Raw genomic sequence first — 26,026 nt, forward strand, 5'->3', positions numbered from 1 at the left:
CCACAGTTGCGTGACAGTTTGATTAATGTCGCCGAACGGTCATCTGCAAGGTCTGGTCGACAGATGAAGGAACATGAGGGAAACTCAACCGTATCCAATCTTTACCAAGTGTTTCCCCCCGGAGCTGCGAGTGCTGGAAATCCGCCACCTGAAAACCCTTCATGCCTTGCGCGAGGCTGACAGCCTGGTCGAGGCCGCCGAACGCCTGCACCTGACCCAGTCGGCGCTGTCGCACCAGTTCAAGGAGCTGGAAGAGCGCCTGGGGATGCAGCTGTTCGTCCGCAAGACCAAACCGATCCGCTTCACCAGCGCCGGCCTGCGCCTGCTGCAACTGGCCGATGCCACCCTGCCGCTGCTGCGCGGCGCCGAACGCGACATCGCCCGCCTGGCCGGCGGTACGGCCGGGCGCCTGCACATGGCCATCGAATGCCACAGCTGCTTCCAGTGGCTGATGCCAACCATCGACCTGTTCCGCGATGCCTGGCCAGAGGTCGAACTCGACCTGGCCTCGGGCTTCGCCTTCGCGCCACTGCCTGCGCTGGCCCGCGGCGACCTCGACCTGGTGGTGACCTCCGACCCGCTGGACCTTGCCGGCATCACCTATGTGCCGCTGTTCACCTACGAAGCCATGCTCGCGGTGGCCAACCAGCACGCGTTGGCCAGCAAGGCCTATATCGTTCCCGAGGACCTGGTCGAGCAGACCCTGATCACCTACCCGGTGGAACGCGATCGCCTGGACATCTTCACCCGCTTCCTGGAACCGGCCGACATCGAGCCGGCCGCCGTGCGCACTTCGGAACTGACGGTGATGATGATGCAACTGGTGGCCAGCGGCCGTGGCGTCTGCGGCATGCCCCACTGGGCCCTGCACGAGTACAGCTCGCGGGGTTACGTGAAGGGCAAGCGCCTCGGTGAGAAAGGCCTGTTCGCCACGCTCTATGCGGCGGTGCGTACCGACATGCTCGATGCACCGTACATGCGCGACTTCCTGCTGACCGCCAAGGATACCTCGTTCGCCACCCTCGACGGGGTCAGCGCGGTGCGTTGAGGCCTTCGCGCCACAGCGGCAGGATCAGGTCGCGGGTCAGGGGCGCCAGCTCGAGCGCGGGCGCCTGATCGGCCGCCAGCCAGTGCACTTCCTCGATTTCTGCAGCCGGGGTCACCACCTCGGCACATTCGACGCGAAACAGTTCTGCCTGCACTTCGAACCCCGGCTCGTTGGCCGCCGGGGCGCTGAAGCGGCCCAGATGCACGGCCTGCCCGGGGTCGATACGCACCCCCAGTTCTTCGTGCAGCTCGCGCACCAGCGCCTGGACCGGCGTCTCGCCCGCATCGATCTTGCCGCCCGGCTGCATGAACGCCAGGGTGCCGCGCTTGCGCACCAGCAGAGTGCGGCCCGCAGGGTCGATGAGCAGGGCGGCGGCGATGTGGAGGGTCTTGGTCATGGTGCGGTTCCTGGGCAGAAGCCGGCAAGGATACCTGATGGAGCCAGACGGGAGCGGGTCTGTCCGAGAAAAGGCTGCCCCGACCGATGCCGGACGAACGGCCCCTTGCCAATCACCTGCCCAGGCGCCATAACCACTGCATGAACCTCCCCGCCCTGCACCACCCGGCGCTCGACCTGTTCCATCCTGCCGTCGGCACCTGGTTCCGGCAGCGTTTCGCCACGGTCACCGACGCCCAGGCCCGCGCCTGGCCGCTGATCCACGCCGGGCAGTCGATGCTGCTGGCGGCACCGACCGGCTCGGGCAAGACCCTCAGCGCCTTTCTCGCGGTGCTCGACGAACTGTTTCGCGAGGCGCTCGAACACGACGGCGAGCTGCCAGCACACACCCGGGTAATCTATGTTTCGCCGCTCAAGGCGCTGTCCAACGACATCCGCCTCAACCTCCAGGCGCCCTTGGAGGGCATTGCCCAGGTACTCGCCGAGCAAGGCCTGCACGCGCCGTCCATCACCACCGCCGTACGCACCGGCGACACCCCGCAGAAAGACCGCGCGGCCATGCGCAAGCGCGCGCCCCACATCCTGGTAACCACGCCTGAATCGCTCTACGTGCTGCTGGGCTCGGCCTCCGGACGAGCCGGGCTGGGCGCGGTGCACACGGTGATCGTCGACGAGATCCATGCCCTGGCCGGCAACAAGCGCGGCTGCCACCTGGCGCTGACCCTGGAGCGCCTGCAAGCCCTGTGCGGCCGCCCGTTGCGCCGTATCGGCCTGTCGGCCACCCAGCGCCCCGTCGAGCGCGTCGCACAGTTTCTGGTCGGGCACCAGCGGCCCTGCGCAATCGTCGATGTCGGCCATGCCCGCGCGCGCGACCTGGCCATCGAGGTGCCGCCGGTGCCGCTGGGGGCGGTGATGGCCACGGATGTGTGGGCGCTTCTCTACGACCGCCTTGCCGAGCTGGCCCGCGAGCACCGCACCACCCTGGTGTTCGTCAACACCCGGCGCCTGGCCGAACGCCTGACTCGGCACCTGAGCGAGCGCCTGGGCCAGGACGCCGTCGCCGCCCACCACGGCAGCCTGGCCAAGGAGCATCGCCTGTCTGCCGAACAGCGCCTCAAGGCCGGTGGGCTACGGATGTTGGTGGCCACCGCATCGCTGGAACTGGGCATCGACATCGGCGAGGTGGACCTGGTGTGCCAGATCGCTTCGCCCGGCTCCATCGCAGCCTTCCTGCAACGGGTCGGGCGCTCCGGGCACCAGGTCGACGGCACCCCGAAAGGCCGTCTGTTCGCCACCTCGCGCGACGACCTGATCGAATGCGTGGCCCTGCTCGACTGCGTACGTCGCGGCGAGCTGGATGTGCTGCACATCCCCAAGGCGCCCCTGGACGTGCTGGCCCAGCAGATCGTCGCCGAAGTCAGCAATCAGCCCTGGCCGGAGCAGGCGCTGTTCGACTGCCTGCGCGCAGCGACACCCTATGCCGCCCTTGACCAGCAGCACTACCAGGCGCTGCTGCGCATGCTCGCCGAGGGCTACAGTGGCCGCCAGGGCGTGCGCAGCGCCTACCTGCACCGCGACGCCGTCAGCGCCACCCTGCGCGGGCGTCGGGGCAGCCAGCTCACCGCCCTGACCTGCGGCGGCACCATTCCCGAAACCGCCGACTACAGCGTATTGCTCGAACCCCAGGCGCTGAACATCGGCAGCGTCAACGAAGACTTCGCGGTGGAAAGCATCGCTGGCGACATCTTCCAGCTCGGCAACGCCTCCTATCGCATCCTGCGGGTCGAGCCCGGGCGGGTGCGGGTCGAGGATGCCCATGGCCTGCCACCGACCATCCCGTTCTGGCTCGGTGAAGCGCCGGGGCGCAGTGACGAACTGTCCAGTGCAGTCGCCCGCCTGCAGGCGCGTCTCGATCGACAACTGCAACAGCACGAGGCCGACCTGTCCTGCGTGCTGCAGTGGCTGAAAACCGACTATGCCCTGGACGACGACAGCGCCAGCCAACTGCTCGACTACCTGGGTCGCACCCGCCAGGTGCTCGGCGCCCTGCCGTCCCGGCAGACGCTGGTGATGGAGCGCTTTTTCGACGAATCCGGCGGCACCCAGCTGATCATCCATTCGCCCTACGGTAGCCGCATCAACCGCGCCTGGGGCCTGGCGCTGCGCAAGCGCTTCTGTCGCACGTTCAATTTCGAGTTGCAGGCAGCGGCCAGCGAAGATGCGATCGTGTTGTCGCTGTCGACCAGCCACAGCTTCGACCTCGACGAGGTGTGGCGCTACCTGTCGAGCAACAGCGCCGAACAGGTGCTGGTCCAGGCGCTGCTCGATGCCCCGCTGTTCGGCGTGCGCTGGCGCTGGAACGCGTCGGTGGCCATGGCTCTGCCGCGCTACATCGGCGGGCGCAAGGTGGCGCCGCAGATCCAGCGGATGAAGAGCGAGGACCTGGTCGCCGCTGTGTTCCCCGACCAGATCGCCTGCCTGGAGAACATCGTCGGCGAACGCCAGGTGCCCGACCATCCGCTGGTGGAGCAGACCCTCGACGACTGCCTGCACGAGGCCATGGACAGCGAGGGCTGGCTGGCATTGCTGCGACGCATGGAGCGCGGCGAGGTGCGCTTGCTCAGCCGCGACCTGCCGGCACCTTCGCCGCTGGCCTCGGCCATTCTCAATGCCCGCCCGTATGCGTTTCTCGACGACGCCCCGCTGGAAGAACGACGCACCCAGGCGGTGCTCAACCGACGCTGGAACGAGGTGCACAACGGTGACGACCTCGGCGCGCTGGATGCCGATGCAATCCGTGCAGTAGAGGATGAAGCCTGGCCCCGACCGGCCAATGTCGACGAGATGCACGAGGCACTGATGAGCCTGGGAGCCATCACGCAAGCCGAGGTGCAGGCCAACGATGGCTGGGCCACCCTGCTCGAGCAGTTGGCCGACGGTGGCCGCGCCTGCCGCCTGGACACCTGCGCCCAGCCGCTGTGGCTGGCCCGCGAACGCCTGACCTTGCTGACCGCCCTGTATCCCGGTGCAACGCTCGTTCCCGCCTTGCAACCATTGCCCGGTTTCGACCAGGCCATCGATCCGGACACCGCCCTGAGCGATCTGTTGCGCGGGCGCCTGAGTGCCTTCGGTCCCCTCACCCTGGCCCAGATCGCCAAGCCACTGGGTCACTCCGAGAATGACGTCGAACAGGCCCTGGCGCGGTTGGAGCGCGAGGGGCATGTCCTGCGCGGACACTTCAGCCCGGGCCAGCCAACGCTGCAGTGGTGCGAGCGGCATCTGCTGGCGCGCATCCACCGCTACACCGTCAGGCGCCTGCGCCGGGAAATCGAGCCAGTCAGCCTGCAGGACTTCATGCGTTTTCTGTTCGACTGGCAGCACCTGAGTGCCGAGCAACGCCAGCGCGGCCCGCAGGCGGTGGCGCAAGTGCTCGGGCAACTGGAAGGCTTCCCCGGCGCTGCCGGCGCCTGGGAGGCCGAGTTGCTGCCGGCGCGGATCAAGGATTACAGCCCGCACTGGCTGGATGACGCCTGCCGCAGCGGGCAATGGGCCTGGACCCGGCTGACCGCGAGTGTGTCGAGCAGCACCCTCTCGAGCACGCCGCTGGTGCTGCTGCCCCGCGAGCACCTGCCGCTGTGGCGCAGCCTGGCCACGGCAGCGGCGCCCGAGGCCCTCGGCGCACGGGCACAACGGGTACACCAGGCACTGCAGGCACAGGGCGCGCTGTTCTTCGACGAGCTCGCCCGGGAAGCCCACCTGCTGCCCAGCGAGCTGGAACAGGCCCTGCAGGAGCTGGTCGGCTCCGGGTTGGTGGGCGCAGACAGCTTCAGCGGTTTGCGCAGCCTGATCACCCCAGCGGCCAAACGCTCGTCGCGCAACAGCCGGCGCGGCCATCCGCCGCTGTCCAGCAGCATGGTGCAAGCCGGACGCTGGGCATTGCTGCGGCGCAGCACGGACGAGCAGGATGGCGAGCAACGCCTGGAGCATATCGCCCGCACCCTGCTGCGTCGTTATGGGGTGATCTGCTGGCGCCTGCTGGCGCGTGAAAGTGACGTACTGCCGCCGTGGCGCGAGCTGCTGCGCTGCTATCACCGGCTCGAGGCTCGCGGGGAAATTCGTGGAGGGCGCTTCATCGCCGGGCTGGCCGGCGAGCAATTCGCCCTGCCCGAGGCTGTGGGGTTGTTGCGTCAGGTGCGCCGGCGTGAGCCGGACGGCGCACTGCTGGCGGTCAGTGCCAGCGATCCGTTGAACCTGATCGGTACCCTGCTGCCGGGCGACAGGCTGCCCGCAATGGGCAGCAACCGCTTGCTGTATCGCGACGGCGTGCCGGTGGCGGTGCGAGTGGCGGGTCGATACCGGTTCCTGGTCGAAGCACCTGGGCAGGAACAGGAGACCTGGCGCCAGCGCCTGTTGCGCCCGCCCTCCCTCGCGTAGCAGCGGTCTCGTGTGGCGACACCAGACCGCTGCTGCAGCGCAACGAGATTACCTGGCTTTCCCGGCAAATCCGGCAAAGCGCTTGTTGAACCCGGCCACGCGCCCTTCGACCGTGGTCTTGCGCTGCTGTCCGGTGTACACCGGGTGCGATGCGCTGGACACATCCAGCGCCACGTAGGGGTAGGTCTGGCCATCGCTGTGCACATGGGTGCGGTCGGTGTCCACGGTCGAGCCGATCAGGAAGAACACATCGGCTGCGGTGTCGTGGAACAGCACCGGACGGTAGTCGGGATGGATACCTGCTTTCATGAAAATCTCCTCGCTCCAAGTTGATACTTTATAACATACTATATTGAGAATGATTTTCGATACCCAAAGTTTCATTTTTCCCCTCCTTTCGTCCGCTGGCCATTTGTCACCCGACCGGGCTATGGTCGGGGTTTGCCCAGGCCCTGAGCCTGATTGACCGAAGCATTCGCAAGGATTTCCGCATGAGTCTGTCACTCCTCAGCCGTTACGCCGTGTTCGCCGCCTGTGTCCTGTTCACACTGGCCAGCCTGCCTTTCCTGCACCACGAATGGCTGTGGCCCTTCACCCTGACCACCGCAGTGCTCAGCCTGATCGGCCTGTTCGACCTGCTGCAGAAACGCCATGCCGTTCGCCGCAACTACCCGATCCTCGGCAACATCCGCTACCTGGTCGAAGGCATCCGCCCGGAGATCCGCCAGTACCTGCTCGAGTCCGACAGCGACGCCCTGCCGTTCTCGCGCGCGCAACGCTCGCTGGTGTATGCGCGGGCCAAGAACGAAGCGTCCGACAAGCCCTTCGGCACCCTGATCGACGTCTACGAATCGGGCTTCGAGTTCATCGGCCACTCCATGCGCCCGGCGCCCCTGGCCGACCCCTCGGGTTTTCGCATCACCGTTGGTGGCCCGCAGTGCAGCCAGCCCTATTCGGCGTCGATCTTCAACATCTCGGCCATGAGCTTCGGCTCGCTCAGCGCCAACGCCATCCGCGCCCTCAACGAAGGGGCCCGGCTCGGCAACTTTGCCCATGACACCGGTGAGGGCAGCATCAGCCCCTATCACCGCGAGCACGGCGGCGACCTGGTCTGGGAGCTGGGCAGTGGCTATTTCGGTTGCCGCACCGCCGACGGGCGCTTCGACCCGGCGCGTTTCGCCGAGCAGGCCGCCAACCCACAGGTGCGGATGATCGAGATCAAGATGAGCCAGGGCGCCAAGCCCGGCCACGGCGGCATCCTGCCCAAGCACAAGGTGACCCAGGAAATCGCCGACACCCGTGGCATCGTCATGGGCGAGGACTGCATCTCGCCGTCGCGCCACAGCGCCTTCTCCACCCCCCTGGAAATGATGCAGTTCATCGCCCAGCTGCGTGAGCTGTCCGGCGGCAAACCGGTGGGATTCAAGTTCTGCCTGGGTCATCCATGGGAATTCATGGGCATCGCCAAGGCCATGCTGGAAACCGGCATCCTTCCTGACTTCATCGTCGTCGACGGCAAGGAAGGCGGCACCGGCGCCGCGCCCGTGGAGTTCACCGACCACATCGGCGTGCCGTTGCGCGAAGGCCTGCTGTTCGTGCACAACACGCTGGTCGGGCTGAACCTGCGCGACAAGATCAAGCTCGGCGCCAGCGGCAAGATCGTCAGCGCCTTCGACATCGCCAGCGTGCTGGCCATCGGCGCCGACTGGGCCAACTCGGCGCGCGGCTTCATGTTCGCCATCGGTTGTATCCAGTCGCAGAGCTGCCACACCAACAAGTGCCCGACCGGCGTGGCGACCCAGGACGCCCTGCGCCAGCGCGCGCTGGTGGTGCCGGACAAGGCCCAGCGCGTGCTCAACTTCCACCACAACACCCTGCGCGCCCTTGCCGAAATGCTGGCCGCCGCCGGGCTCGAGCACCCGGCGCAACTGGAAGCCAAGCACCTGGTGCGACGTATCTCCGCCACCGAGATCAAGCTGTTCTCGCAGATGCACGTGTTCCTCAAGCCCGGCGAACTGCTCACCGGTGAAGTCGATGGGCAGTTCTACTCGCGGATGTGGCAACTGGCGCGCGCCGACAGCTTCGAGCCGCACAGCGAAGCCGCTGCCTGATCCACCTGCGCAGTTCGTCGCCCTCACAATTTTTTCACCAAACCCGGCCAGCGTCTAAGCTTCAGACAAGCAAGACGAAAACACCTGGCCGGACTGAATTCTATGGGCGCACTGTGGCAATCGGAACACACCAGAACGGAAGCACCCGAACCACCTCTGGCCGAGACCCCACAGCCGAAGACTCCTCGTCAGCGTCGGTTGTGGTGGCGGCTGATCATCCTGATCGTGCTGGTGGGCATGGTGGCGGTGGGCTTTGCCGTCTACGACGAGCTCCAGAGCTCGGACCTGCAGTCGCGTGAATTCAGCCGCCTGGCCAGCAGCCTCACCTACTCGCTCGAGCGTGGCCCGAGCGATGCCATCGTCTACCCCGGCGACGGCCCGTTCGACAAGCGCCTGGGCTACAGCGCCCTGGGGCAGTTCCTGCCGCGCCTGCTCAAGCGCGACTACCTGATCAGCGAGCAGGTACGCTTCTCGCCGGCGCTGATGCGCTACGTCGACCACGGCCTGTTCGTGCCCTACGTCGAGAAGATCCAGGCCGGCCTGTCGATCACCGACTGCCGTGGCGACACCCTCTACCAGTACCACTACCCGCAGCACCTGTATGGCGACTTCGCCTCGATTCCACCGGTGATCGTCAACAGCCTGCTGTTCATCGAGAACCGCGACCTGCTCGACAACAAGGATCCGCAGAACAACCCGGCGGTGGACTGGCCGCGTTTCGCCAAGGCAGCCTACAGCCAGGTCGCCAAGTACCTCGCCCTGCCCGGCCAGTCGGCTGGCGGCAGCACCCTGGCGACCCAGCTGGAAAAGTACCGGCACTCGCCCGACGGCCTGACGGTCAATGGCGCCGAGAAGATCCGCCAGATGATTTCCGCCAGCGTGCGCGCCTACCAGGGGGGGCCGGACACCCTTGAGGCACGCCAGCGCATCGTGCGCGACTACCTCAACAGCGTGCCGCTCTCGGCAGTGCCGGGGCATGGCGAGGTGCATGGCCTGGCCGAGGGGCTGCGGGTCTGGTACGGCGCCGATTTCGCCGAAGTGAACCAGATCCTCAATGCCACCGAGACCGATGAAAAGAGCATGGCCGCGCGTGGCCTGGCGCTGCGCGAGGTGCTGTCGCTGATGATCGCCCAGCGCCGGCCGTCCCACTACCTGTCCAAGGGCCGCGTCGAACTGGCAGAGCTCACCGACTCGCACATCCGCGTGCTCGCCGCCAACGGCATCATCGACCGTCCGCTGGCCGACGCCGCGCTGGCCAGCAAGGCGGTGTACCGCGACTGGGTGGCCCAGCCGACCATCGTGCCGATCATCACCAACAAGGGCATCAGCCTGGCCCGCAACCGCCTCGCGGCCATGCTCAACCGCCCGCTGTACGACCTCGACCGCCTCGACGTCTCGGCTACCAGCACCCTGCAGGCCGACCTGCAGACCCAGGTCAGCCAGTACCTGAAGAACCTCGCCGACCCCGAGTTCGCCGCGCAGATCGGCCTGATCGGCGAACGCCTGCTGACCAGCAAGACCACCGACCAGGTCAGCTACAGCTTCACCCTGTTCGAGCGCACCGCCGATGGCTCGCGGGTCCGGGTACAGACCGACAGCACCAACCAGCCGTTCGACATCAACGAGGGCAGCAAGCTGGAGCTGGGTTCGACCGCCAAACTGCGGGTGCTGACCACCTACCTGGAGATCATCGCCGAACTGCACGACAAGTACGCCGGCAAACCGGTGGCCGAACTGAAGAAGGTCGAAGTGGCCGACCTCGACCGTATCAGCCAGTGGTCGCTGGAATGGCTGATGCAGAACAGCAAGGACCAGAACCTCGACGCCATGCTCGACGCAGCGCTGGAGCGCAAGTACTCGGCCAACACCGGCGAGGCCTTCTTCACCGGCGGCGGCATGCACGTGTTCAACAACTTCCGCAAGGAGGACAACGGCCGCAACCCAACGCTCAAGGACGCCTTGCGCGAGTCGATCAACCTGCCGTTCATCCGCCTGATGCGCGACTTGGTGCGCTACGTCACCTACCAGCAGCCCTACAACCGCGAGCCGCTGCTCAAGGATGACGCCGACCCGCGCCGCCAGGAGTACCTGGCGCGCTTCGCCGACCGCGAAGGCACCAACTACCTCATGCGCTTCTGGCGCAAGTACCAGCGCAAGACCTCGCAGCAGCGCCTGGACACCTTCCTCGACAGCATGCGGGTCACCCCGCAACGCCTGGCTGCCGTACACCGCTACCTGTTCCCCGAGGCAGGCCAGGAAACCTTCAACGCCTTCGTGCGCGCGCACAGCGCCAGGGACAAGGCAGCCATGGCCAGGCTCAACGACGGCAGGCTTGCCGAAATGTACGTCGCCTACGGCCCCGGCAAATACGACCTGCCCGACCAGGGTTTCATCGCCAAGGTCCACCCGCTCGACCTGTGGCTGCTCGGCTACCTGCTGAAAAACCCCGGCGCCACCACCACCGACATGGTCAATGCCAGCCGCTTCGAGCGCCAGGAGGTGTACAGCTGGCTGTTCAAGAGCCGTCACCAGGGCGCCCGTGACAGCCGCATCCGCACCATGGTCGAGATCGAGGCGTTTCTCGACATCCACCAGCGCTGGAAACGCGTGGGCTACCCGTTCGATCACCTGGTGCCGTCGCTGGCCACCGCCATCGGCAGCTCGGGTGACCGTCCTGCGGCGCTGTCCGAGCTGGTGGGGATCATCCAGAACGACGGGGTGCGCCTGCCGACCCTGCGCATCGACACGCTGCACTTCGCCGCCGGCACCCCCTATGAAACCAAGCTGATCAGCGACCCTGACCGTGGCCAGCGCATTCTCAAGGTGGAAGTGGCCCGTGCGCTGAAAGGCGCCATGTCGCAGGTGGTCGATGCCGGTACCGCGCGGCGCATTTCCGGCAGTTTCAAGCTGCACGACGGCACCTCGCTGGTGATGGGCGGCAAGACCGGCACAGGCGACAATCGCCTGCAGAGCTACGGGGCCGGCGGGCGACTGATCGGCTCACGGTCGCTGAACCGCACCGCGACCTTCGTGTTCTTCCTCGGCGACAACCACTTCGGCACGCTCACAGCCTTCGTCCCGGGACGCACGGCGGAATCCTTCAAGTTCACCTCGGCATTGCCGGTGCAGGTGCTCAAGGGCATGGCACCGATCCTGATGCCGTATCTGGAGCCGGGCAACCCCAATGAATGCAAGGCTCCACAGCTGGCGATGCACTGAGCGCGGATGACCCATCGAAATATTAGATGATAACCATCCGCATTTAGAGGCTTGTGTTTAGATATATCTTGAGTAATATCTTGCGATATATCTAAACACATGGAGCCTCCACGCCATGCGTGACCACGCACCCCATGATCCCTTCGAACGCCGCCCCGGTCGCGGCGAGCGCGGCCCGCGAGTCTTCGCTCCGGGCGATCTGAAACTGCTGATGCTGTCGATGCTGGCCGAGCAACCCGGCCATGGCTACGACCTGATCCGCCAGATCGAAGGGCTGTTCGACGGCAGCTACAGCCCAAGCCCCGGGGTGATCTACCCGACACTCAATTTTCTCGAAGAAGCCGAGCTGATCAGCGGCCAGATCCAGGGCAGCAAGCGCCTGTATGCCATTACCGCCGCCGGCCGCCACTCACTCGCCGAACAGGCCATCGCCCTCGACGGCGTGCGCATGCGCATCGAGTTGAGCAAGCGTGCCCTGCGCGGGCATGACCGACCGCCGGAAATCAACGAAGCGGTCGGCAACCTGCGTCACGCTCTGCACATGCACAGCGGCCGCTGGACACCCGAGGAAATCGCCCGGGTGCGCGGGCTGCTCAACGACACGGCCAGGGCCATCGCAGGCGGGCCGACCGATTCCGTTCAGGAGAAAACCCCATGAGCGACACCATTCATCGCGTCAACCACGAGATCCGCCAGCGTCGCCTGCAGGTACTGCAGGTCCGCGACCTGACCCCGCGCATGCGCCGCATCACCCTCGGTGGCCCCGAACTGGCAGGCTTCACCAGCCTGGGCACGGACGACCACGTCAAGGTGCTGTTCGCATGTACCCCCGAGGAACAACAGGCAATCGACGCTCGCAACCTGGGCCGCGACGGTGGCGCACGACCGACCATGCGCGAATACACACCGCGGCGCATCGACCTCGACGCCCTGGAGCTGGACATCGACTTCGTCCTGCATGGCGACGGCCCTGCCTCGACCTGGGCTGCCCAGGCCGCGCCAGGTCAGCACCTGGACATCGCCGGCCCACGGGCTTCGATGGTGGTGCCGGACATCTTCGACAGCTACCTGCTGATCGGCGACGAAACCGCCATTCCCGCCATCGCCCGGCGCCTCGAGGAACTGCCGGCCGGCCGCCAGGTGCTGGCGGTGATCCAGATCGAGGATGAACAGGAACGCCAGCCACTGCCGAGCAAGGCGCAAGTGGAAGTGATCTGGGTGCGCCGGCATACCGAGGACTTGCTCGGACTGGTGGAGCGCCTGGCGCTGCCGCAGGGTCGGCTGTATGGCTGGGTCGCTCTTGAAAAAGGCCTGACCCGACAGGCCAAGGCACTGCTGCTGGAAAAGGGCGTGGCCGAGGATGCGCTCAAGGCCGCCGCCTACTGGCGTGCAGACGGCACAGCGGATGATGCGTAGCGGCCTTTCGCGGCACAGGACCGCTACGGCCTGTGCATCGCCCGCCCCCACCACCGATCCACCCCGATCACCAGCAAGCCGATCACCCAGAACCCTGCCAACACCCCCAGCGCATTGAGCATCACCTGCCCATACCCCAGGCTCGCGACATCGACGAAGGGGTACGGGTAAACCCCGATCTCGTGCCCCCGCCACAGGGTGAACAGGAAATACACCAGCGGATACAGGCTCCAGACGCCCAGGTGCCATAGCCGCAAGCACCCCTTGGGTACCGCCAGGCACCAGTACACGACGAACACCAGCGGCATCACGTCGTGCAGCAGTTCGTCGGCCAGCCACTGCCAACCTTCGGGTCGCCACAGGTGACGCAGCAACAGGCTGTAGGCCAGCGCCACCAGCACGATGCTGACCAGCACCCCGGCACTCACCGCCGGCTTCAGGAACCAGCGCCGCGCCGCCGACTCACGGCCGAACGCGGCATGGCTCAGCACGGTCGCCACCAGGGTGTTGCTCAGCACGGTGAAATAACCGAACAGATTGACCATGCCGCCGATCAGGCTGGCCTGCTCCTGCCAGCGCGCCAGCAGCACCAGGTAAAGCTGCACGGCCAACCCCGCCCAGCCAAGCAGCGCAACGAGAGTGAGCCAGGGACGCGGCACCCTCAAGCCTTGCGCGACAGCTTGACGTACAGCTGCTCGACCTTTTCACGCGCCCAAGGCGTCTTGCGCAGGAAACTCAGGCTCGACTTGATGCTCGGGTCGCTCTTGAAGCAGCGGATGTCGATACGTTCCGCCAGGCCCTGCCATTGGTAGTGGGCCACCAGCTCGGTAAGGATCTGCTCCAGCGTCTTGCCGTGCAGTGCGTTGTGTTGGGCCGTGCTCATGCAGTGCTCCTGCGTTCAAAGATGCGCACCTTACACCAGTGTAGTGGGCTGATGGAGACGGATGCAGGCACCGCGCGCCAGAGCGGCGCCACAAACCGCTGGCCAGACGCAAGCCCTCCATGATGAAATGGCAATGTTATATTGTATCTATCAAAGACTTTATAAAACTATCTGCCAAGGAACGTCACACGCTCATGTTGTCCATGCCCCTGCGCCTATCCCCCCTCGCCGTCGCCTTGTGGCTGGCGTCATCGCCCAGCCAGGCGGTGGAGCTCGAGCCCCAGGTGATCACCGCCAACCCTCTGGGCAACCGCCAGCTCGCAGCGCCCAGCACCGTGCTCGAAGGCGACGGCCTGCTGCAACAGCAGCACGGCAGCCTCGGTGAAACCCTGAACAAGCAGCCCGGCGTCGCCTCCACCTGGTTCGGCCCCGGCGCCAGTCGCCCGGTGATCCGCGGCCTGGATGGCGACCGCATCCGCATCCTGCGCAACGGCGTCGGTGCGCTGGACGCCTCGTCGCTGTCCTATGACCATGCCGTGCCGCTGGACCCGGTCACCGTCGAGCGGGTCGAGATCGTGCGCGGCCCTGCGGCCCTGCTCTACGGGGGCAACGCCATCGGTGGCGTGGTCAACACCTTCGACAACCGCATCCCCGACTCGCCCATCGATGGCATCCATGGCGCAGGCGAATTGCGTTACGGCGGCGCCGACACCACCCGCAGCAGCGCCGGCAAGCTCGAGGCCGGCGACGGCAACTTCGCCCTGCACCTGGACGCCAACAGCCGCCAGTTCAATGACCTGCGCATCCCAGGCTACGCCCGCAGCTCGAAGGTCCGCGATGCTGACGAGCCCGGCAGCAAGCACCGCCTGGAGAACAGCGACGGCCGCCAGGACGGCGGCGCCATCGGTGGTGCCTACCACTGGGATCATGGCTACGCAGGCCTGTCCTACAGCCGCTACGACAGCAATTACGGTTCGGTGGCAGAACCCGGCGTGCGCCTGGACATGGAGCAGGACCACTACGCCTTCGCCTCTGAACTGCGCGACCTGGAGGGGCCGTTCAGCTCGATCAAGGTCGATGCCGGCTACACCGACTACCAGCACCGCGAGATCGAAGAGGGCGAAGTCCACACCACCTTCAAGAACAAGGGCTACGAGGCGCGCATCGAGGCGCGTCACCAGCCCATCGGCCCGGTCGAAGGGGTGATCGGCGCGCAGGTCAGCCGCAACGAATTCTCGGCACTGGGTGAAGAAGCCTTCGTGCCGCACACCGATACCGACAGCCTGGCGCTGTTCATGCTAGAGCAATGGCAGGCCACCGAGCGCCTGAACCTGAGCCTGGGCGCACGCCTGGAACACACCCGTATCGACCCAGACGCCAAGGGCAACGAGAACTTCGTCGGTGCCGACAGTTCCACCAGCTTCAACGCCGCCAGCCTGTCGTCCGGCGCGGTGTACCAGCTCGATCCGGTCTGGGCGCTGGCTGCGAGCCTGGCCTACACCGAGCGCGCGCCGACCTTCTACGAGCTGTATGCCAACGGCGCCCACGTCGCCACCGGCGCCTATGAGGTGGGCGACCCGGACCTGAACAAGGAAAAGGCGATTTCCGGCGACCTGGCGCTGCGCTTCGACAACGGCACGCACAAGGGCAGTGTCGGCGTGTTCTACAGCCACTTTCGCAACTACATCGGCCTGATCGGCAGCGGCAACCTGCGCGAAGGGCATGACCATGATCATGGCGATGATGACCACGATCACGATCATGACCACGACGACGGCGGCATTCCCGAGTACCTGTACCAGGGCGTACGGGCACGCTTCTACGGCATCGAGGCCCAGGACCGCTGGAAGCTGGTGGAAAACCGCTACGGCAGCTTTGCCCTGGAACTGTCCGGCGACTACACCCGCGCCAAGAACCTCGACACTGGCGAGCCGCTGCCACGCATCGCCCCGCTGCGCCTGAACACTGGCCTGCTGTGGGAGCTGGACCGCTGGCAGGCGCGCGTCGACGTGCAGCACGCCGCCTCGCAGCACCGCAAGCCGGACAACGAGCACAGCACCGATGGCTACACCACCCTCGGTGCCAGCGTCGGCTACCGCTTCGACATCGGCCACAGCCAGTGGCTGGCCTTCGTTCGCGGCGAGAACCTGACCGACCAGACGGTGCGTTATGCCAGCTCCATCCTGCGCGACATCGCGCCGGCACCGGGACGTAGCGTCGAAGTCGGGTTGCGCACCAGCTTCTGACCTGCGTGCAGAGGCACAACTGTCTTGTTCAAAATCTAAAGGCCAGCCCAATCCGTGTAGGAGCGGGCTTGCCCGCGAACACGGGCGTAGCCCGTGCCAGGCAGCGCGGTGTCTTTTTCGCGGGCAAGCCCGCTCCTACAGGAACTGCACCAACTATTACGCCTGCGACAACAATCCCCTGCGACATTTTGTCTTTTTTTCTTACAACTTCCGCTATATCCTCCCCATCGCAAGCTGAAACGCTTCACTCATGACTTCCCGTAGCCATTTCCATCGATGAGCCCACTCCTCGGTGCGCTTGCGTTTTTTTCAATAATCAAAAGACAGCGCTATCTCATGCTCCAACTGCCGAAGAATCGATACCCGGGCCTCGCCCTCACCGCCCTGCTCGGCGGCTTTTCGCCAAGCGTCAGTGCCGACGCCGACTTCGCCACCGAATCCCCCTGGATGTTGGGTGATTGGGGTGGGACCCGTCGCGCACTCAGGGAACAGGGCTACGACTTCACCCTCGGCTACACCGGCGAAATGGGCAGCAACCTGCACGGTGGCTTCGATCACGACCGCACTGCACGCTACAGCGACCAGTTCACCCTCGGCGCGCACCTGGACCTGCAGAAGATCCTCGGCTGGCACGACAGCGAATTCCAGCTGACGCTCACCGAACGCCACGGCCAGAACATCAGCAACGACCGCATCAACGACCCGCGCGTGGGCGGTTTCACCTCCGCCCAGGAAGTCTGGGGGCGCGGCGAAACCTGGCGCCTGACGCAGATGTGGATCAAGCAGAAATTCTTCGACGGCGCGCTGGACGTGAAGCTTGGCCGCTTCGGCGAAGGCGAGGACTTCAACAGCTTCCCCTGCGACTTCCAGAACCTGGCGTTCTGCGGCTCGCAGGTGGGCAACTGGGTCGGTGGCATCTGGTACAACTGGCCGGTCAGCCAGTGGGCACTGCGCGTGCGCTACAACCTCGCCGACGATCTCTACGCCCAGGTCGGCGTCTTCGAACAGAACCCCTCGAACCTCGAGTCCGGCAATGGCTTCAAGCTCAGCGGCAGTGGCACGCAAGGCGCACTGATGCCGATCGAACTGGTGTGGAGCCCGCAGGTCAATGGCCTGAAAGGGGAATATCGCGCCGGCTACTACTACAGTAATGCCAAGGCACAGGATGTCTACAAGGACGGCAACGGCCAACCGGCAGCCCTGAGCGGCCAGGCTTACCGCAGCGGCGCCAGCAAGCACGGTTTCTGGCTCGGCGCGCAGCAACAGGTGACCTCGCTCGCCTCGGACGCCTCGCGTGGGCTGGGCCTGTTCGCCAATGCCACGATGCACGACAAGAAGACCAATGCCATCGACAACTATGTTCAGGCAGGTGTGGTGTACAAGGGGCCCTTCGATGCCCGCGCCAAGGACGACATCGGTTTCGCCCTCGCCCGCGTGCACGTCAACCCCGCCTACCGCAAGAACGCCCGCCTGGCCAACCAGGCCAACGCCGTCTTCGACTACGACAATCCAGGCTTCCTGCCCGTGCAGGACACCGAATACAGCGCCGAGCTCTATTACGGCATCCACCTGGCCGACTGGCTCACCGTGCGCCCGAACCTGCAGTACATCCGCCATCCGGGCGGGGTGTCGCAGGTCGATGACGCGCTGGTCGGCGGCCTGAAGATCCAGAGCAGTTTCTGAACCCAACCTTGAACGAACGGAGAACATGCGATGAGCACTGACGGTGCCAAGAATGGAACCCGCTGGCTACCGCGCCTCGTAGGCGTGCTGCTGTTGCTGATGGGCCTGGCCCTGATCGCAGGCGGCATCAAGCTGAGCCAGCTGGGCGGATCCCTGTACTACCTGATCGGCGGGATCGGCTTTGCCGTCTCGGGCGCCCTGCTGATCGCCCTGCGCCGTATCGGCCTGGGCCTGTATGGCGTGGTGCTGCTGGCCAGCACGGCCTGGGCCCTGTGGGAAGTGGGCCTGGACTGGTGGCAACTGGTGCCGCGCCTGGCCATCTGGTTCGCCCTGGGCGTGGTCCTGCTGCTGCCCTGGGCTCGCCGCCCGCTGCTCGGGCCGTCCTCGAAGGTCAATGGCGCCCTGCTGGCCGCTGCCGTGGTCGCCTCCGGCGCTACCGCCGTCGGCAGCCAGTTCACCCATCCCGGAGAGATCTTCGGCGAACTGGGACGCGACAGCAGCGAAATGGCCAGTGCAGCCCCGTCCATGCCGGACGGCGAATGGCAGGCCTACGGGCGCACCGAACACGGTGACCGCTACTCGCCGCTGCGCCAGATCACCCCGCAGAACGCCTATCGCCTGGAAGAAGCCTGGCGCATTCGCACCGGCGACCTGCCGACCGATGAAGACCCGGTCGAGCTGACCAACGAGAACACGCCGCTCAAGGCCAACGGCATGCTCTATGCCTGCACCGCGCACAGCAAGGTGCTGGCCCTGGACCCGGACACCGGCGCCGAGATCTGGCGTTTCGATCCGCAGGTCAAGAGCCCGGTCAAGACCTTCAAGGGCTTCGCCCACATGACCTGCCGCGGCGTCTCGTACTACGACGAAAACCGCTACGTCAGCCGTGACGGCAGCCCTGCGCCGAAGATCTCCGACGCCGGCCAGGCGGTTGCCCAGGCCTGCCCGCGCCGCCTCTACCTGCCCACCGCCGATGCTCGCCTGATCGCGATCAACGCCGACAACGGCAAGGTCTGCGAAGGCTTCGCCAACCAGGGCGCGATCGATCTGACCACCGGCATCGGCCCGTTCACGGCCGGCGGCTATTACTCCACCTCACCGGCCGCGATCACCCGTGACCTGGTGATCATCGGCGGGCATGTCACCGACAACGAGTCGACCAACGAGCCGTCCGGCGTGATCCGCGCCTACGACGTGCACGACGGCCGCCTGGTGTGGAACTGGGACAGCAACAACCCCGACGACACCAAGCCGCTGGCGCCGGGCAAGACCTACAGCCGCAACTCGGCGAACATGTGGTCGCTGGCCAGCGTCGACGAAGAGCTGGGCATGATCTACCTGCCGCTGGGCAACCAGACCCCTGACCAGTGGGGCGCCGACCGCACCCCGGGCGCCGAGAAGTACAGCGCCGGCGTGGTCGCCCTGGACCTGGCCACCGGCAAGGCACGCTGGAACTACCAGTTCACCCACCACGACCTGTGGGACATGGACGTGGGCAGCCAGCCGACCCTGGTGCACCTGAAGACCGACGACGGGGTGAAACCTGCAGTCATCGTACCGACCAAGCAGGGCAGCCTGTACGTGCTCGACCGTCGTGACGGCACGCCGATCGTGCCGATCCGCGAGATTCCCGTGCCGCAAGGCGCCGTCAAGGGTGACCGCACCGCGCCGACCCAGGCCCGCTCGGACCTCAACCTGCTAGGCCCCGAGCTGACCGAACAGGCCATGTGGGGCGCCACGCCGTTCGACCAGATGCTGTGCCGCATCCAGTTCCGCGAACTGCGCTACGAAGGCCAGTACACGCCACCGTCCGAGCAGGGCACGCTGGTGTATCCGGGCAACGTCGGTGTGTTCAACTGGGGCAGCGTTTCGGTCGATCCGGTGCGTCAGTTGCTGTTCACCTCGCCGAACTACATGGCCTTCGTGTCGAAGATGATCCCGCGCGAGCAGGTGGCCGAAGGCAGCAAGCGCGAGAGCGAGACCAGCGGCGTGCAGCCAAACGCCGGAGCGCCGTATGCCGTGACCATGCACCCGTTCATGTCGCCCTTGGGCGTGCCGTGCCAGGCGCCTGCCTGGGGCTATGTGGCAGCCATCGACCTGTTCACCAACAAGGTGGTGTGGAAGCGCAAGAACGGCACCACCCGTGACAGCACCCCGGTGCCGATCGGCTTGCCGGTGGGCGTGCCGAGCATGGGTGGCTCGATCGTCACCGCCGGTGGCGTGGGCTTCCTCAGCGGCACCCTGGACCAGTACCTGCGCGCCTACGACGTGCACAACGGCAAGGAACTGTGGAGCGCCCGCCTGCCAGCGGGTGGCCAGGCCACGCCAATGACCTATACCGGCAAGGACGGCAAGCAGTACGTGCTGATCGTGGCCGGTGGACATGGCTCGCTGGGCACCAGGATGGGCGACTACATCATCGCTTACAAACTGGCTGAGTAACCTTCGAAGGCGGCGGTTTCCACGCCGCCGCCTTTGCGGGCAAGCCTGCGCACGGGTCGGCACAGGCCGGCAAAGATGAAACCCTCCCCCCACTGCCTTCGTCTACCATTGAAACCCATGTCCCCTCGCCCCATCTAAGCACCATAGTCATTCACGCAGGTGCCCCATGAGCGACCAGCAGGATTTCCCGGAACACGCCGACCAACACAGCGAAGTCGAACACCTCGATGCCAAGGCCCACACCGGCCATGGCAACGCCCTCGCCCTGCCCGGCCAGCAACTGCCGGACAAGGTCTATGTGATCCCGATCCACAACCGCCCGTTCTTCCCCGCGCAGGTCCTGCCGGTGATCGTCAATGAAGAACCCTGGGCCGAAACCCTCGATCTGGTCGCCAAGACCGAGCACCACTCCCTGGCGCTGTTCTTCATGGACACCCCGCCCGAAGACCACCGTCACTTCGACACCAAGGCGCTGCCCGAGTACGGCACCCTGGTCAAGGTGCACCATGCCAGCCGTGAGGGCGGCAAGCTGCAGTTCGTCGCCCAGGGCCTGACCCGCGTGCGTATCCGCACCTGGCTCAAGCACCACCGCCCACCGTACCTGGTCGAAGTCGAGTATCCCCGCCAGCCGGCGCAGCCCACCGACGAGGTCAAGGCCTACGGCATGGCGCTGATCAACGCGATCAAGGAGCTGCTGCCGCTCAACCCGCTGTACAGCGAAGAGCTGAAGAACTACCTCAACCGCTTCAGCCCCAACGACCCCTCGCCCCTTACCGACTTCGCCGCCGCCCTGACGTCCGCCACTGGCAACCAGCTGCAGGAGGTGCTCGACTGCGTGCCCATGCTCAAGCGCATGGAGAAAGTCCTGCCGATGCTGCGCAAGGAGGTTGAAGTCGCGCGGCTGCAGAACGAGATCTCCGCCGAGGTGAACCGACAGATCGGCGAACACCAGCGCGAGTTCTTCCTCAAGGAGCAGCTCAAGGTCATCCAGCAGGAGCTGGGCCTGACCAAGGACGACCGCAGCGCCGACCTGGAACAGTTCGAGCAGCGCCTGCAGGGCAAGACCCTGCCCGACCAGGCGCAAAAACGCATCGACGAGGAAATGGGCAAGCTGGCGATCCTCGAGACCGGCTCGCCAGAGTACGCCGTGACGCGCAACTACCTGGAGTGGGCCACCGCACTGCCCTGGGGGCTGTACGGCCAGGACAAGCTCGACCTCAAGCACGCGCGCAGGGTGCTCGACCAGCACCATGCCGGGCTGGACGACATCAAGGAACGCATCCTCGAATTCCTCGCCGTCGGCGCCTGGAAAGGCGAGATCAGCGGCTCGATCGTGCTGCTGGTCGGTCCACCGGGGGTCGGCAAGACCAGCATCGGCAAGTCCATCGCCGAATCCCTCGGCCGGCCGTTCTACCGTTTCAGCGTCGGCGGCATGCGCGACGAGGCCGAAATCAAGGGCCATCGCCGCACCTACATCGGCGCCCAACCGGGCAAGCTGGTGCAGGCGCTGAAGGACGTCGAGGTGATGAACCCGGTGATCATGCTCGACGAGATCGACAAGATGGGCCAGAGCTACCAGGGCGATCCGGCCTCGGCGCTGCTGGAAACGCTCGATCCGGAGCAGAACGTCGACTTCCTCGACCACTACCTCGACCTGCGCCTGGACCTGTCCAAGGTGCTGTTCGTCTGCACCGCCAACACCCTCGACTCGATCCCCGGTCCGCTGCTCGACCGTATGGAAGTGATCCGCCTGTCCGGCTACATCACCGAGGAGAAACTGGCCATCGCCAAGCGCCACCTGTGGCCCAAGCAACTGGACAAGGCCGGCGTGTCCAAGACCAGCCTGAGCATCAGCGACAGCGCCCTGCGCCTGGTGATCGAGGGCTATGCCCGTGAAGCCGGGGTCCGCCAGTTGGAGAAACAGCTCGGCAAGCTGGTGCGCAAGGCGGTGGTCAAGCTGCTGGAAAATCCCGACGCCAAGCTCAAGATCGGCACCAGGGACCTGGAAGCGGCACTGGGCATGCCGGTGTTTCGCAGCGAACAGGTGCTAGCGGGCAAGGGCGTGATCACCGGCCTTGCCTGGACCAGCATGGGCGGCGCTACCTTGCCGATCGAGGCCACGCGCATCCACACCCTCAACCGCGGCTTCAAGCTCACCGGCAAGCTGGGTGACGTGATGAAGGAATCTGCGGAAATCGCCTATAGCTACGTCAGCTCGAACCTAAAGCAGTACGGTGGTGACCCGGGCTTCTTCAACGAAGCCTTCATTCACCTGCACGTACCTGAAGGAGCGACACCCAAGGACGGCCCCAGCGCCGGCGTGACGATGGCCAGCGCCCTGCTGTCGCTGGCACGCGACCAGGCGCCGAAGAAAGGCGTGGCGATGACCGGCGAGCTGACCCTCACCGGCCAGGTGCTGCCGATCGGCGGTGTGCGCGAGAAGGTCATCGCCGCGCGGCGCCAGAAGATCCACGAGCTGATCCTGCCGGAGGCGAACCGTGGGGACTTCGAGGAACTGCCGGACTACCTGCGCGAAGGGCTGACGGTGCATTTCGCCAAGCGCTTTGCCGACGTGGCGAAAGTATTGTTCTGATAAACCCAGGGCCGCTGTGCGGCCCATCGCGGGGCAAGTCCGCTCCCACAGGCACCCTGTAGATTTCGAAACCTGTGGAAGCGGGCTTGCCCCGCGATGGGCCCTCACAGCCCCACACCCCCCAGTTCATCGGTTATCCTCAGGCCATCGCCCGTCTCAGGAGTCACCATGACCCTTCCTCGCCTGCTGCTCCCCCTGAGCCTCAGCCTGCTCGCCGCCTGCGCCCAGCAACCCCGGCAGACCGTCGAGCTCGATGCCGACAGCGAATGCCCCCAGCGCCTGCACGTCGGCCAGACCCTGTCGCTGTCGCTGTCCAGCAACCCGTCCACCGGCTATCGCTGGAGCATCAAGGATCCGGCCTCGGGCCTGCTGCGCAGCCTCGGCCCGGAAGTCTACAACTCGCCCGAGGAAGCCGGCATCGTGGGCAGTGCCGGTGTCGCCACCTGGCGCTTCCAGGCGGTCAGTGCCGGCGAAGGGCACCTGGTGCTGGTCTACCAGCAGCCCTGGGCCCCGGAGGTCCAGCCCGTGGAAACCTTCGATTGCGCCATCCGGGTGAAATGAACGCGCCACACTGGTCAGCCGGCCATGCATCCTCGGCCCGGTTTGGCTAGAATGCCGCCCCTCGACATCACCCGCTGAATCTGGATCCGCCGTGAGCAAAGACCCCGACCGCCTATTCGCCCAGCCCCTGGAGCAAGTGCCCGACTTCGTGTTCAACGAGGACGTGGTGCGCGTGTTCCCGGACATGATCAAGCGCTCGGTGCCCGGCTACCCGACCATCGTCGAGAACCTCGGCGTGCTTGCCGCGCGCTTCGCCCAGCCACACACCGCCCTGTATGACCTCGGTGCCTCGCTGGGCGCTGTGACCCAGTCGCTGCGCCGCCACGTGCGCCACGACGGCTGCCGGGTGATCGCCGTGGACAACTCCGCGGCCATGGTCGAACGCTGCCGCCAGTACCTCACCGCCCAGGACTCGATGTTCCAGGAACTGCTGCCGGTACAGGTGCTCGAAGCCGACATCCTCGCGCTGCCCTTCGAGCCTGCCTCGGTGGTGGCGATGAACTTCACCCTGCAGTTCATCGCTCCCGAGCAACGCCTGGACCTGCTCGCACGCATTCGCCAGGCGCTGCTGCCAGGCGGTGCGCTGATCCTGTCGGAGAAACTGCGCTTCGACGATGCGCAGGAGCAGGAACTGCTCAACGAACTGCACCTGGACTTCAAGCGCGCCAATGGCTACAGCGACCTGGAAATCGCCCAGAAACGCAGCGCCATCGAGCACGTGATGAAGCCCGACACCCTGCAAGCCCACCAGGAGCGCCTGCGCGCTGCCGGCTTCTCGAAAGTCGTGCCCTGGTTCCAATGCCTCAACTTCGCCTCGCTGATAGCCCTGCCATGATCGATCTGTCTCCCCTCGTCCGCCGCCTGGCGGGCACGCCGCTGGCTTGCTGGTCCCAGGGCCTGCAAGCGCAACTGGACGCCAAGCTGGAAAAGGGCCACGGCGACCTCGAGCGCTGGCGCGGCGCCCTGGATGCCCTGCCGGACCTGAAACCGGCGGTAATCGACCTGGTCGACGGGCTGCGCCTGGACAGCGACTGCGACGAAGCGACCCGCGCCCAGGTGCGTCAGGCACTGATGGGGCTGTCCCCTTGGCGCAAGGGGCCGTTCGACCTGTTCGGCGTGCACGTCGACACCGAGTGGCGCTCGGACTGGAAATGGTCGCGGGTCGGCCCGCACCTGGACCTCAAGGGCAAGCGCGTGCTCGATGTCGGCTGCGGCAATGGCTACTACCAATGGCGCATGCTTGGCGCCGGCGCCGAGATGGTCGTCGGGGTCGATCCGAACTGGCTGTTCTTCTGCCAGTTCCAGGCCGTGCACAAGTACCTGCCCGAGCTGCCGGCCTGGCACCTGCCCTTCGCCCTGGAAGAGTTGTCGGCCAACCTCGAAGGCTTCGATACGGTGTTCTCGATGGGCGTGTTCTACCATCGCCGCTCGCCCATCGAACACCTGCTGGCGCTCAAGGACTGCCTGGTCAAGGGCGGTGAGCTGGTGCTGGAGACCCTGGTGGTCGAAGGCGACGAGCAGCAGGTGCTGGTGCCCGAGGACCGCTATGCGCAGATGCGCAACGTCTGGTTCCTGCCGTCGGTGCCGGCGCTGGAGCGCTGGCTGCGCCGCGCAGGCTTCAGCGATGTGCGCTGCGTGGATGTCAGCGTCACCAGCGTCGAGGAACAACGCAGCACCGAGTGGATGCGCTACCAGTCGCTGGCTGACTTCCTCGACCCGCTCGACCACGGCAAGACCATCGAAGGCCTGCCCGCCCCACGCCGCGCCACGCTGCTGGCGCGCAAATAAAAAAGGGCGCCGACGGGCGCCCGAATCCACCTGCGCCGAGGAGCTGTCGCGGCGCAGGGGTGGTACTCCTCAATCCTTGGCCAACTCTCGGGCCTTCTCTGCCGCCTTGCGCTCACGTTCTGCCACGGCCTGCTGCTTGTCGCCATGCAGGCGGGCCTGATCCTCGCGGAATGCTTGCCAGAACGCCTTGGAACGTTCCGCGCCGCCTTCTGCAAAAACGCTGGTGCTGCCCAGGGCGAGCATCGCCAGCAGCAGGTATTTGCTCAGGTTCATCGTATTTGCCTCGTGATAACCGTCCAGTCATGGCCATCCTAGCGAGGGGCAGCTAACGCGAAGGTGAGGTGGGGATTACAGTCCTGCAATGTCCCTGGAACCGCGAACAGCCAGATAACACCGGGATTACAAATCCGTTATCTGACGCGCCAAGCCACTCACATGCCGTAACATCCCCGCCGCTTGACCCTGATGTCGCTACAGGGTCGAGAATCGCCCCCTTTCATCGACCCGAGCCCTGCCATGCGCCTACTGATCATCGAGGACGAACCCCGGACCGCCGACTACCTCCAGCAAGGACTGCGCGAGAACGGCTATGTGGTCGATTGCGCCCATACCGGTACCGATGGCCTGCACCTGGCGCGGCAGCAGCCGTACGACCTGGTGATCCTCGACGTCAACCTGCCCGAGCTCGACGGCTGGGGCGTGCTGCAGCGCCTGCGGGCCGAATCCTCGACGCGGATCATGATGCTCACCGCCCACGGGCGCCTGGCCGACAGGGTCAAGGGGCTGGACCTGGGGGCCGACGACTACCTGCTCAAGCCCTTCGAGTTTCCCGAGCTGCTGGCGCGCATCCGCAGCCTGCTGCGCCGCAACGACCAGCACCTGCAACCGGACACGCTGAAAGTCGCCGACCTCGAACTCGACCCCGGCCGTCACCGCGCCTGGCGCGCCGGACAGCGCATCGACCTGACCGCCAAGGAGTTCACCCTGCTGCACCTGCTGATGCGCCAGAGCGGCGAGGTGCTGTCGCGCACGCAGATCATCTCGCTGGTGTGGGACATGAACTTCGACTGCGACACCAATGTGGTCGAGGTGTCGATCCGCCGCCTGCGGGCCAAGATCGACGACCCTTTCGACGACAAGCTGATCCACACCCTGCGCGGCGTCGGTTATGTGCTGGAAGCGCGCACGTGAGGGGCCGCACCCTGT

Annotated in this window: 19 protein-coding genes; 14 read left to right on the top strand and 5 right to left on the bottom strand. The window is 65.8% G+C overall.

The genetic code is table 11. The annotated features are described in order from the left end of the window. Positions 1-130 precede the first annotated feature (130 nt). Positions 131-1,048 (top strand): transcriptional regulator MetR, encoded by a 918-nt coding sequence (metR, locus tag AC1TXO_RS20885; RefSeq protein ID WP_486403492.1) that lies wholly within the window; start codon positions 131-133, stop codon positions 1,046-1,048. Here metR and AC1TXO_RS20890 read toward each other — a convergent pair. Then, positions 1,032-1,445: an NUDIX hydrolase gene (locus tag AC1TXO_RS20890; RefSeq protein ID WP_486403493.1), complete on the bottom strand. Its 414-nt coding sequence runs from the start codon at positions 1,443-1,445 to the stop codon at positions 1,032-1,034. The genes metR and AC1TXO_RS20890 overlap by 17 nt on opposite strands. Positions 1,446-1,585: 140 nt before the next feature. Here AC1TXO_RS20890 and AC1TXO_RS20895 point away from each other — a divergent pair, with 140 nt between their 5' ends. Beyond that, entirely contained in the window at positions 1,586-5,878 is a 4,293-nt protein-coding gene (locus AC1TXO_RS20895) for a DEAD/DEAH box helicase (RefSeq protein ID WP_486403494.1), read from the top strand. 48 nt (positions 5,879-5,926) lie between these two features. Here the strand turns inward: AC1TXO_RS20895 and AC1TXO_RS20900 are convergent, their stop codons facing one another. After that, positions 5,927-6,187 carry a type B 50S ribosomal protein L31 gene (locus AC1TXO_RS20900; protein WP_486403495.1) on the bottom strand — a complete coding sequence of 87 codons (261 nt, stop codon included), beginning with the start codon at positions 6,185-6,187 and terminating at the stop codon, positions 5,927-5,929. Positions 6,188-6,369: 182 nt separating this feature from the next. Between AC1TXO_RS20900 and AC1TXO_RS20905 the strand changes: the two genes are divergently transcribed. From AC1TXO_RS20905 to AC1TXO_RS20920, 4 genes are all read left to right on the top strand, one after another. Then, positions 6,370-7,989 carry an FMN-binding glutamate synthase family protein gene (locus AC1TXO_RS20905; protein ID WP_486403496.1) on the top strand — a complete coding sequence of 540 codons (1,620 nt, stop codon included), beginning with the start codon at positions 6,370-6,372 and terminating at the stop codon, positions 7,987-7,989. 102 nt (positions 7,990-8,091) lie between these two features. Further along, a complete protein-coding gene (locus tag AC1TXO_RS20910) occupies positions 8,092-11,208 on the top strand; it encodes a transglycosylase domain-containing protein (RefSeq protein ID WP_486403497.1) in 3,117 nt (1,038 codons plus the stop codon). A gap of 115 nt (positions 11,209-11,323) precedes the next feature. Further along, positions 11,324-11,866 (top strand): PadR family transcriptional regulator, encoded by a 543-nt coding sequence (locus AC1TXO_RS20915; protein WP_486403498.1) that lies wholly within the window; start codon positions 11,324-11,326, stop codon positions 11,864-11,866. Further along, entirely contained in the window at positions 11,863-12,624 is a 762-nt protein-coding gene (locus AC1TXO_RS20920; RefSeq protein ID WP_486403499.1) for a siderophore-interacting protein, read from the top strand. The genes AC1TXO_RS20915 and AC1TXO_RS20920 overlap by 4 nt, the downstream gene beginning before the upstream one ends. Positions 12,625-12,647: 23 nt before the next feature. Here AC1TXO_RS20920 and AC1TXO_RS20925 read toward each other — a convergent pair whose 3' ends face one another. Together AC1TXO_RS20925 and AC1TXO_RS20930 are read right to left on the bottom strand one after the other, a co-directional pair. Next, on the bottom strand, positions 12,648-13,283 hold the full coding sequence (locus AC1TXO_RS20925) for a Pr6Pr family membrane protein (RefSeq protein ID WP_486403500.1): 636 nt from the start codon (positions 13,281-13,283) through the stop codon (positions 12,648-12,650). Between the two features lie 2 nt (positions 13,284-13,285). Continuing rightward, positions 13,286-13,507 carry a VF530 family protein gene (locus AC1TXO_RS20930; protein WP_486403501.1) on the bottom strand — a complete coding sequence of 74 codons (222 nt, stop codon included), beginning with the start codon at positions 13,505-13,507 and terminating at the stop codon, positions 13,286-13,288. A gap of 194 nt (positions 13,508-13,701) precedes the next feature. Between AC1TXO_RS20930 and AC1TXO_RS20935 the strand changes: the two genes are divergently transcribed. The 7 genes from AC1TXO_RS20935 to cmoB all read left to right on the top strand — a co-directional run bounded on the left by AC1TXO_RS20935 (position 13,702) and on the right by cmoB (position 24,820). Next, a complete protein-coding gene (locus tag AC1TXO_RS20935) occupies positions 13,702-15,753 on the top strand; it encodes a TonB-dependent receptor (protein ID WP_486403502.1) in 2,052 nt (683 codons plus the stop codon). A 336-nt stretch (positions 15,754-16,089) separates the two neighbouring features. Continuing rightward, the gene (locus tag AC1TXO_RS20940) at positions 16,090-17,436 is read left to right on the top strand and encodes a carbohydrate porin (protein WP_486403503.1); all 1,347 of its coding nucleotides are present in this window, start codon (positions 16,090-16,092) and stop codon (positions 17,434-17,436) included. A gap of 30 nt (positions 17,437-17,466) precedes the next feature. Continuing rightward, positions 17,467-19,878 carry a glucose/quinate/shikimate family membrane-bound PQQ-dependent dehydrogenase gene (locus AC1TXO_RS20945; RefSeq protein ID WP_486403504.1) on the top strand — a complete coding sequence of 804 codons (2,412 nt, stop codon included), beginning with the start codon at positions 17,467-17,469 and terminating at the stop codon, positions 19,876-19,878. Between the two features lie 166 nt (positions 19,879-20,044). Beyond that, positions 20,045-22,471 (top strand): endopeptidase La, encoded by a 2,427-nt coding sequence (gene lon, locus AC1TXO_RS20950; protein WP_486403505.1) that lies wholly within the window; start codon positions 20,045-20,047, stop codon positions 22,469-22,471. 168 nt (positions 22,472-22,639) lie between these two features. Continuing rightward, positions 22,640-23,032, top strand: a complete 393-nt coding sequence (locus AC1TXO_RS20955) for a protease inhibitor I42 family protein (RefSeq protein ID WP_486403506.1) — start codon at positions 22,640-22,642, stop codon at positions 23,030-23,032. A gap of 91 nt (positions 23,033-23,123) precedes the next feature. Further along, positions 23,124-23,867, top strand: a complete 744-nt coding sequence (gene cmoA / locus AC1TXO_RS20960) for a carboxy-S-adenosyl-L-methionine synthase CmoA (RefSeq protein WP_486403507.1) — start codon at positions 23,124-23,126, stop codon at positions 23,865-23,867. After that, positions 23,864-24,820 (top strand): tRNA 5-methoxyuridine(34)/uridine 5-oxyacetic acid(34) synthase CmoB, encoded by a 957-nt coding sequence (gene cmoB / locus AC1TXO_RS20965; RefSeq protein ID WP_486403508.1) that lies wholly within the window; start codon positions 23,864-23,866, stop codon positions 24,818-24,820. The genes cmoA and cmoB overlap by 4 nt, the downstream gene beginning before the upstream one ends. Before the next feature lie 69 nt (positions 24,821-24,889). Here cmoB and AC1TXO_RS20970 read toward each other — a convergent pair whose 3' ends face one another. Then, a complete protein-coding gene (locus tag AC1TXO_RS20970) occupies positions 24,890-25,093 on the bottom strand; it encodes a hypothetical protein (protein ID WP_486403509.1) in 204 nt (67 codons plus the stop codon). 243 nt (positions 25,094-25,336) lie between these two features. Between AC1TXO_RS20970 and AC1TXO_RS20975 the strand changes: the two genes are divergently transcribed. Continuing rightward, positions 25,337-26,011: a heavy metal response regulator transcription factor gene (locus AC1TXO_RS20975; protein ID WP_486403510.1), complete on the top strand. Its 675-nt coding sequence runs from the start codon at positions 25,337-25,339 to the stop codon at positions 26,009-26,011. Positions 26,012-26,026: the final 15 nt, after the last annotated feature.

It is taken from the genome of Pseudomonas sp. FA117, from assembly GCF_057370475.1.

Coding starts and splice junctions, on each gene's coding strand:
- AC1TXO_RS20890 (WP_486403493.1), bottom strand. CDS start 1,445: ATGACCAAGACCCTCCACATCGCCGCCGCCCTGCTCATCGACCCTGCG.
- AC1TXO_RS20895 (WP_486403494.1), top strand. CDS start 1,586: ATGAACCTCCCCGCCCTGCACCACCCGGCGCTCGACCTGTTCCATCCT.
- AC1TXO_RS20900 (WP_486403495.1), bottom strand. CDS start 6,187: ATGAAAGCAGGTATCCATCCCGACTACCGTCCGGTGCTGTTCCACGAC.
- AC1TXO_RS20905 (WP_486403496.1), top strand. CDS start 6,370: ATGAGTCTGTCACTCCTCAGCCGTTACGCCGTGTTCGCCGCCTGTGTC.
- AC1TXO_RS20910 (WP_486403497.1), top strand. CDS start 8,092: ATGGGCGCACTGTGGCAATCGGAACACACCAGAACGGAAGCACCCGAA.
- AC1TXO_RS20915 (WP_486403498.1), top strand. CDS start 11,324: ATGCGTGACCACGCACCCCATGATCCCTTCGAACGCCGCCCCGGTCGC.
- AC1TXO_RS20920 (WP_486403499.1), top strand. CDS start 11,863: ATGAGCGACACCATTCATCGCGTCAACCACGAGATCCGCCAGCGTCGC.
- AC1TXO_RS20930 (WP_486403501.1), bottom strand. CDS start 13,507: ATGAGCACGGCCCAACACAACGCACTGCACGGCAAGACGCTGGAGCAG.
- AC1TXO_RS20935 (WP_486403502.1), top strand. CDS start 13,702: ATGTTGTCCATGCCCCTGCGCCTATCCCCCCTCGCCGTCGCCTTGTGG.
- AC1TXO_RS20940 (WP_486403503.1), top strand. CDS start 16,090: ATGCTCCAACTGCCGAAGAATCGATACCCGGGCCTCGCCCTCACCGCC.
- AC1TXO_RS20945 (WP_486403504.1), top strand. CDS start 17,467: ATGAGCACTGACGGTGCCAAGAATGGAACCCGCTGGCTACCGCGCCTC.
- lon (WP_486403505.1), top strand. CDS start 20,045: ATGAGCGACCAGCAGGATTTCCCGGAACACGCCGACCAACACAGCGAA.
- AC1TXO_RS20955 (WP_486403506.1), top strand. CDS start 22,640: ATGACCCTTCCTCGCCTGCTGCTCCCCCTGAGCCTCAGCCTGCTCGCC.
- cmoB (WP_486403508.1), top strand. CDS start 23,864: ATGATCGATCTGTCTCCCCTCGTCCGCCGCCTGGCGGGCACGCCGCTG.
- AC1TXO_RS20970 (WP_486403509.1), bottom strand. CDS start 25,093: ATGAACCTGAGCAAATACCTGCTGCTGGCGATGCTCGCCCTGGGCAGC.
- AC1TXO_RS20975 (WP_486403510.1), top strand. CDS start 25,337: ATGCGCCTACTGATCATCGAGGACGAACCCCGGACCGCCGACTACCTC.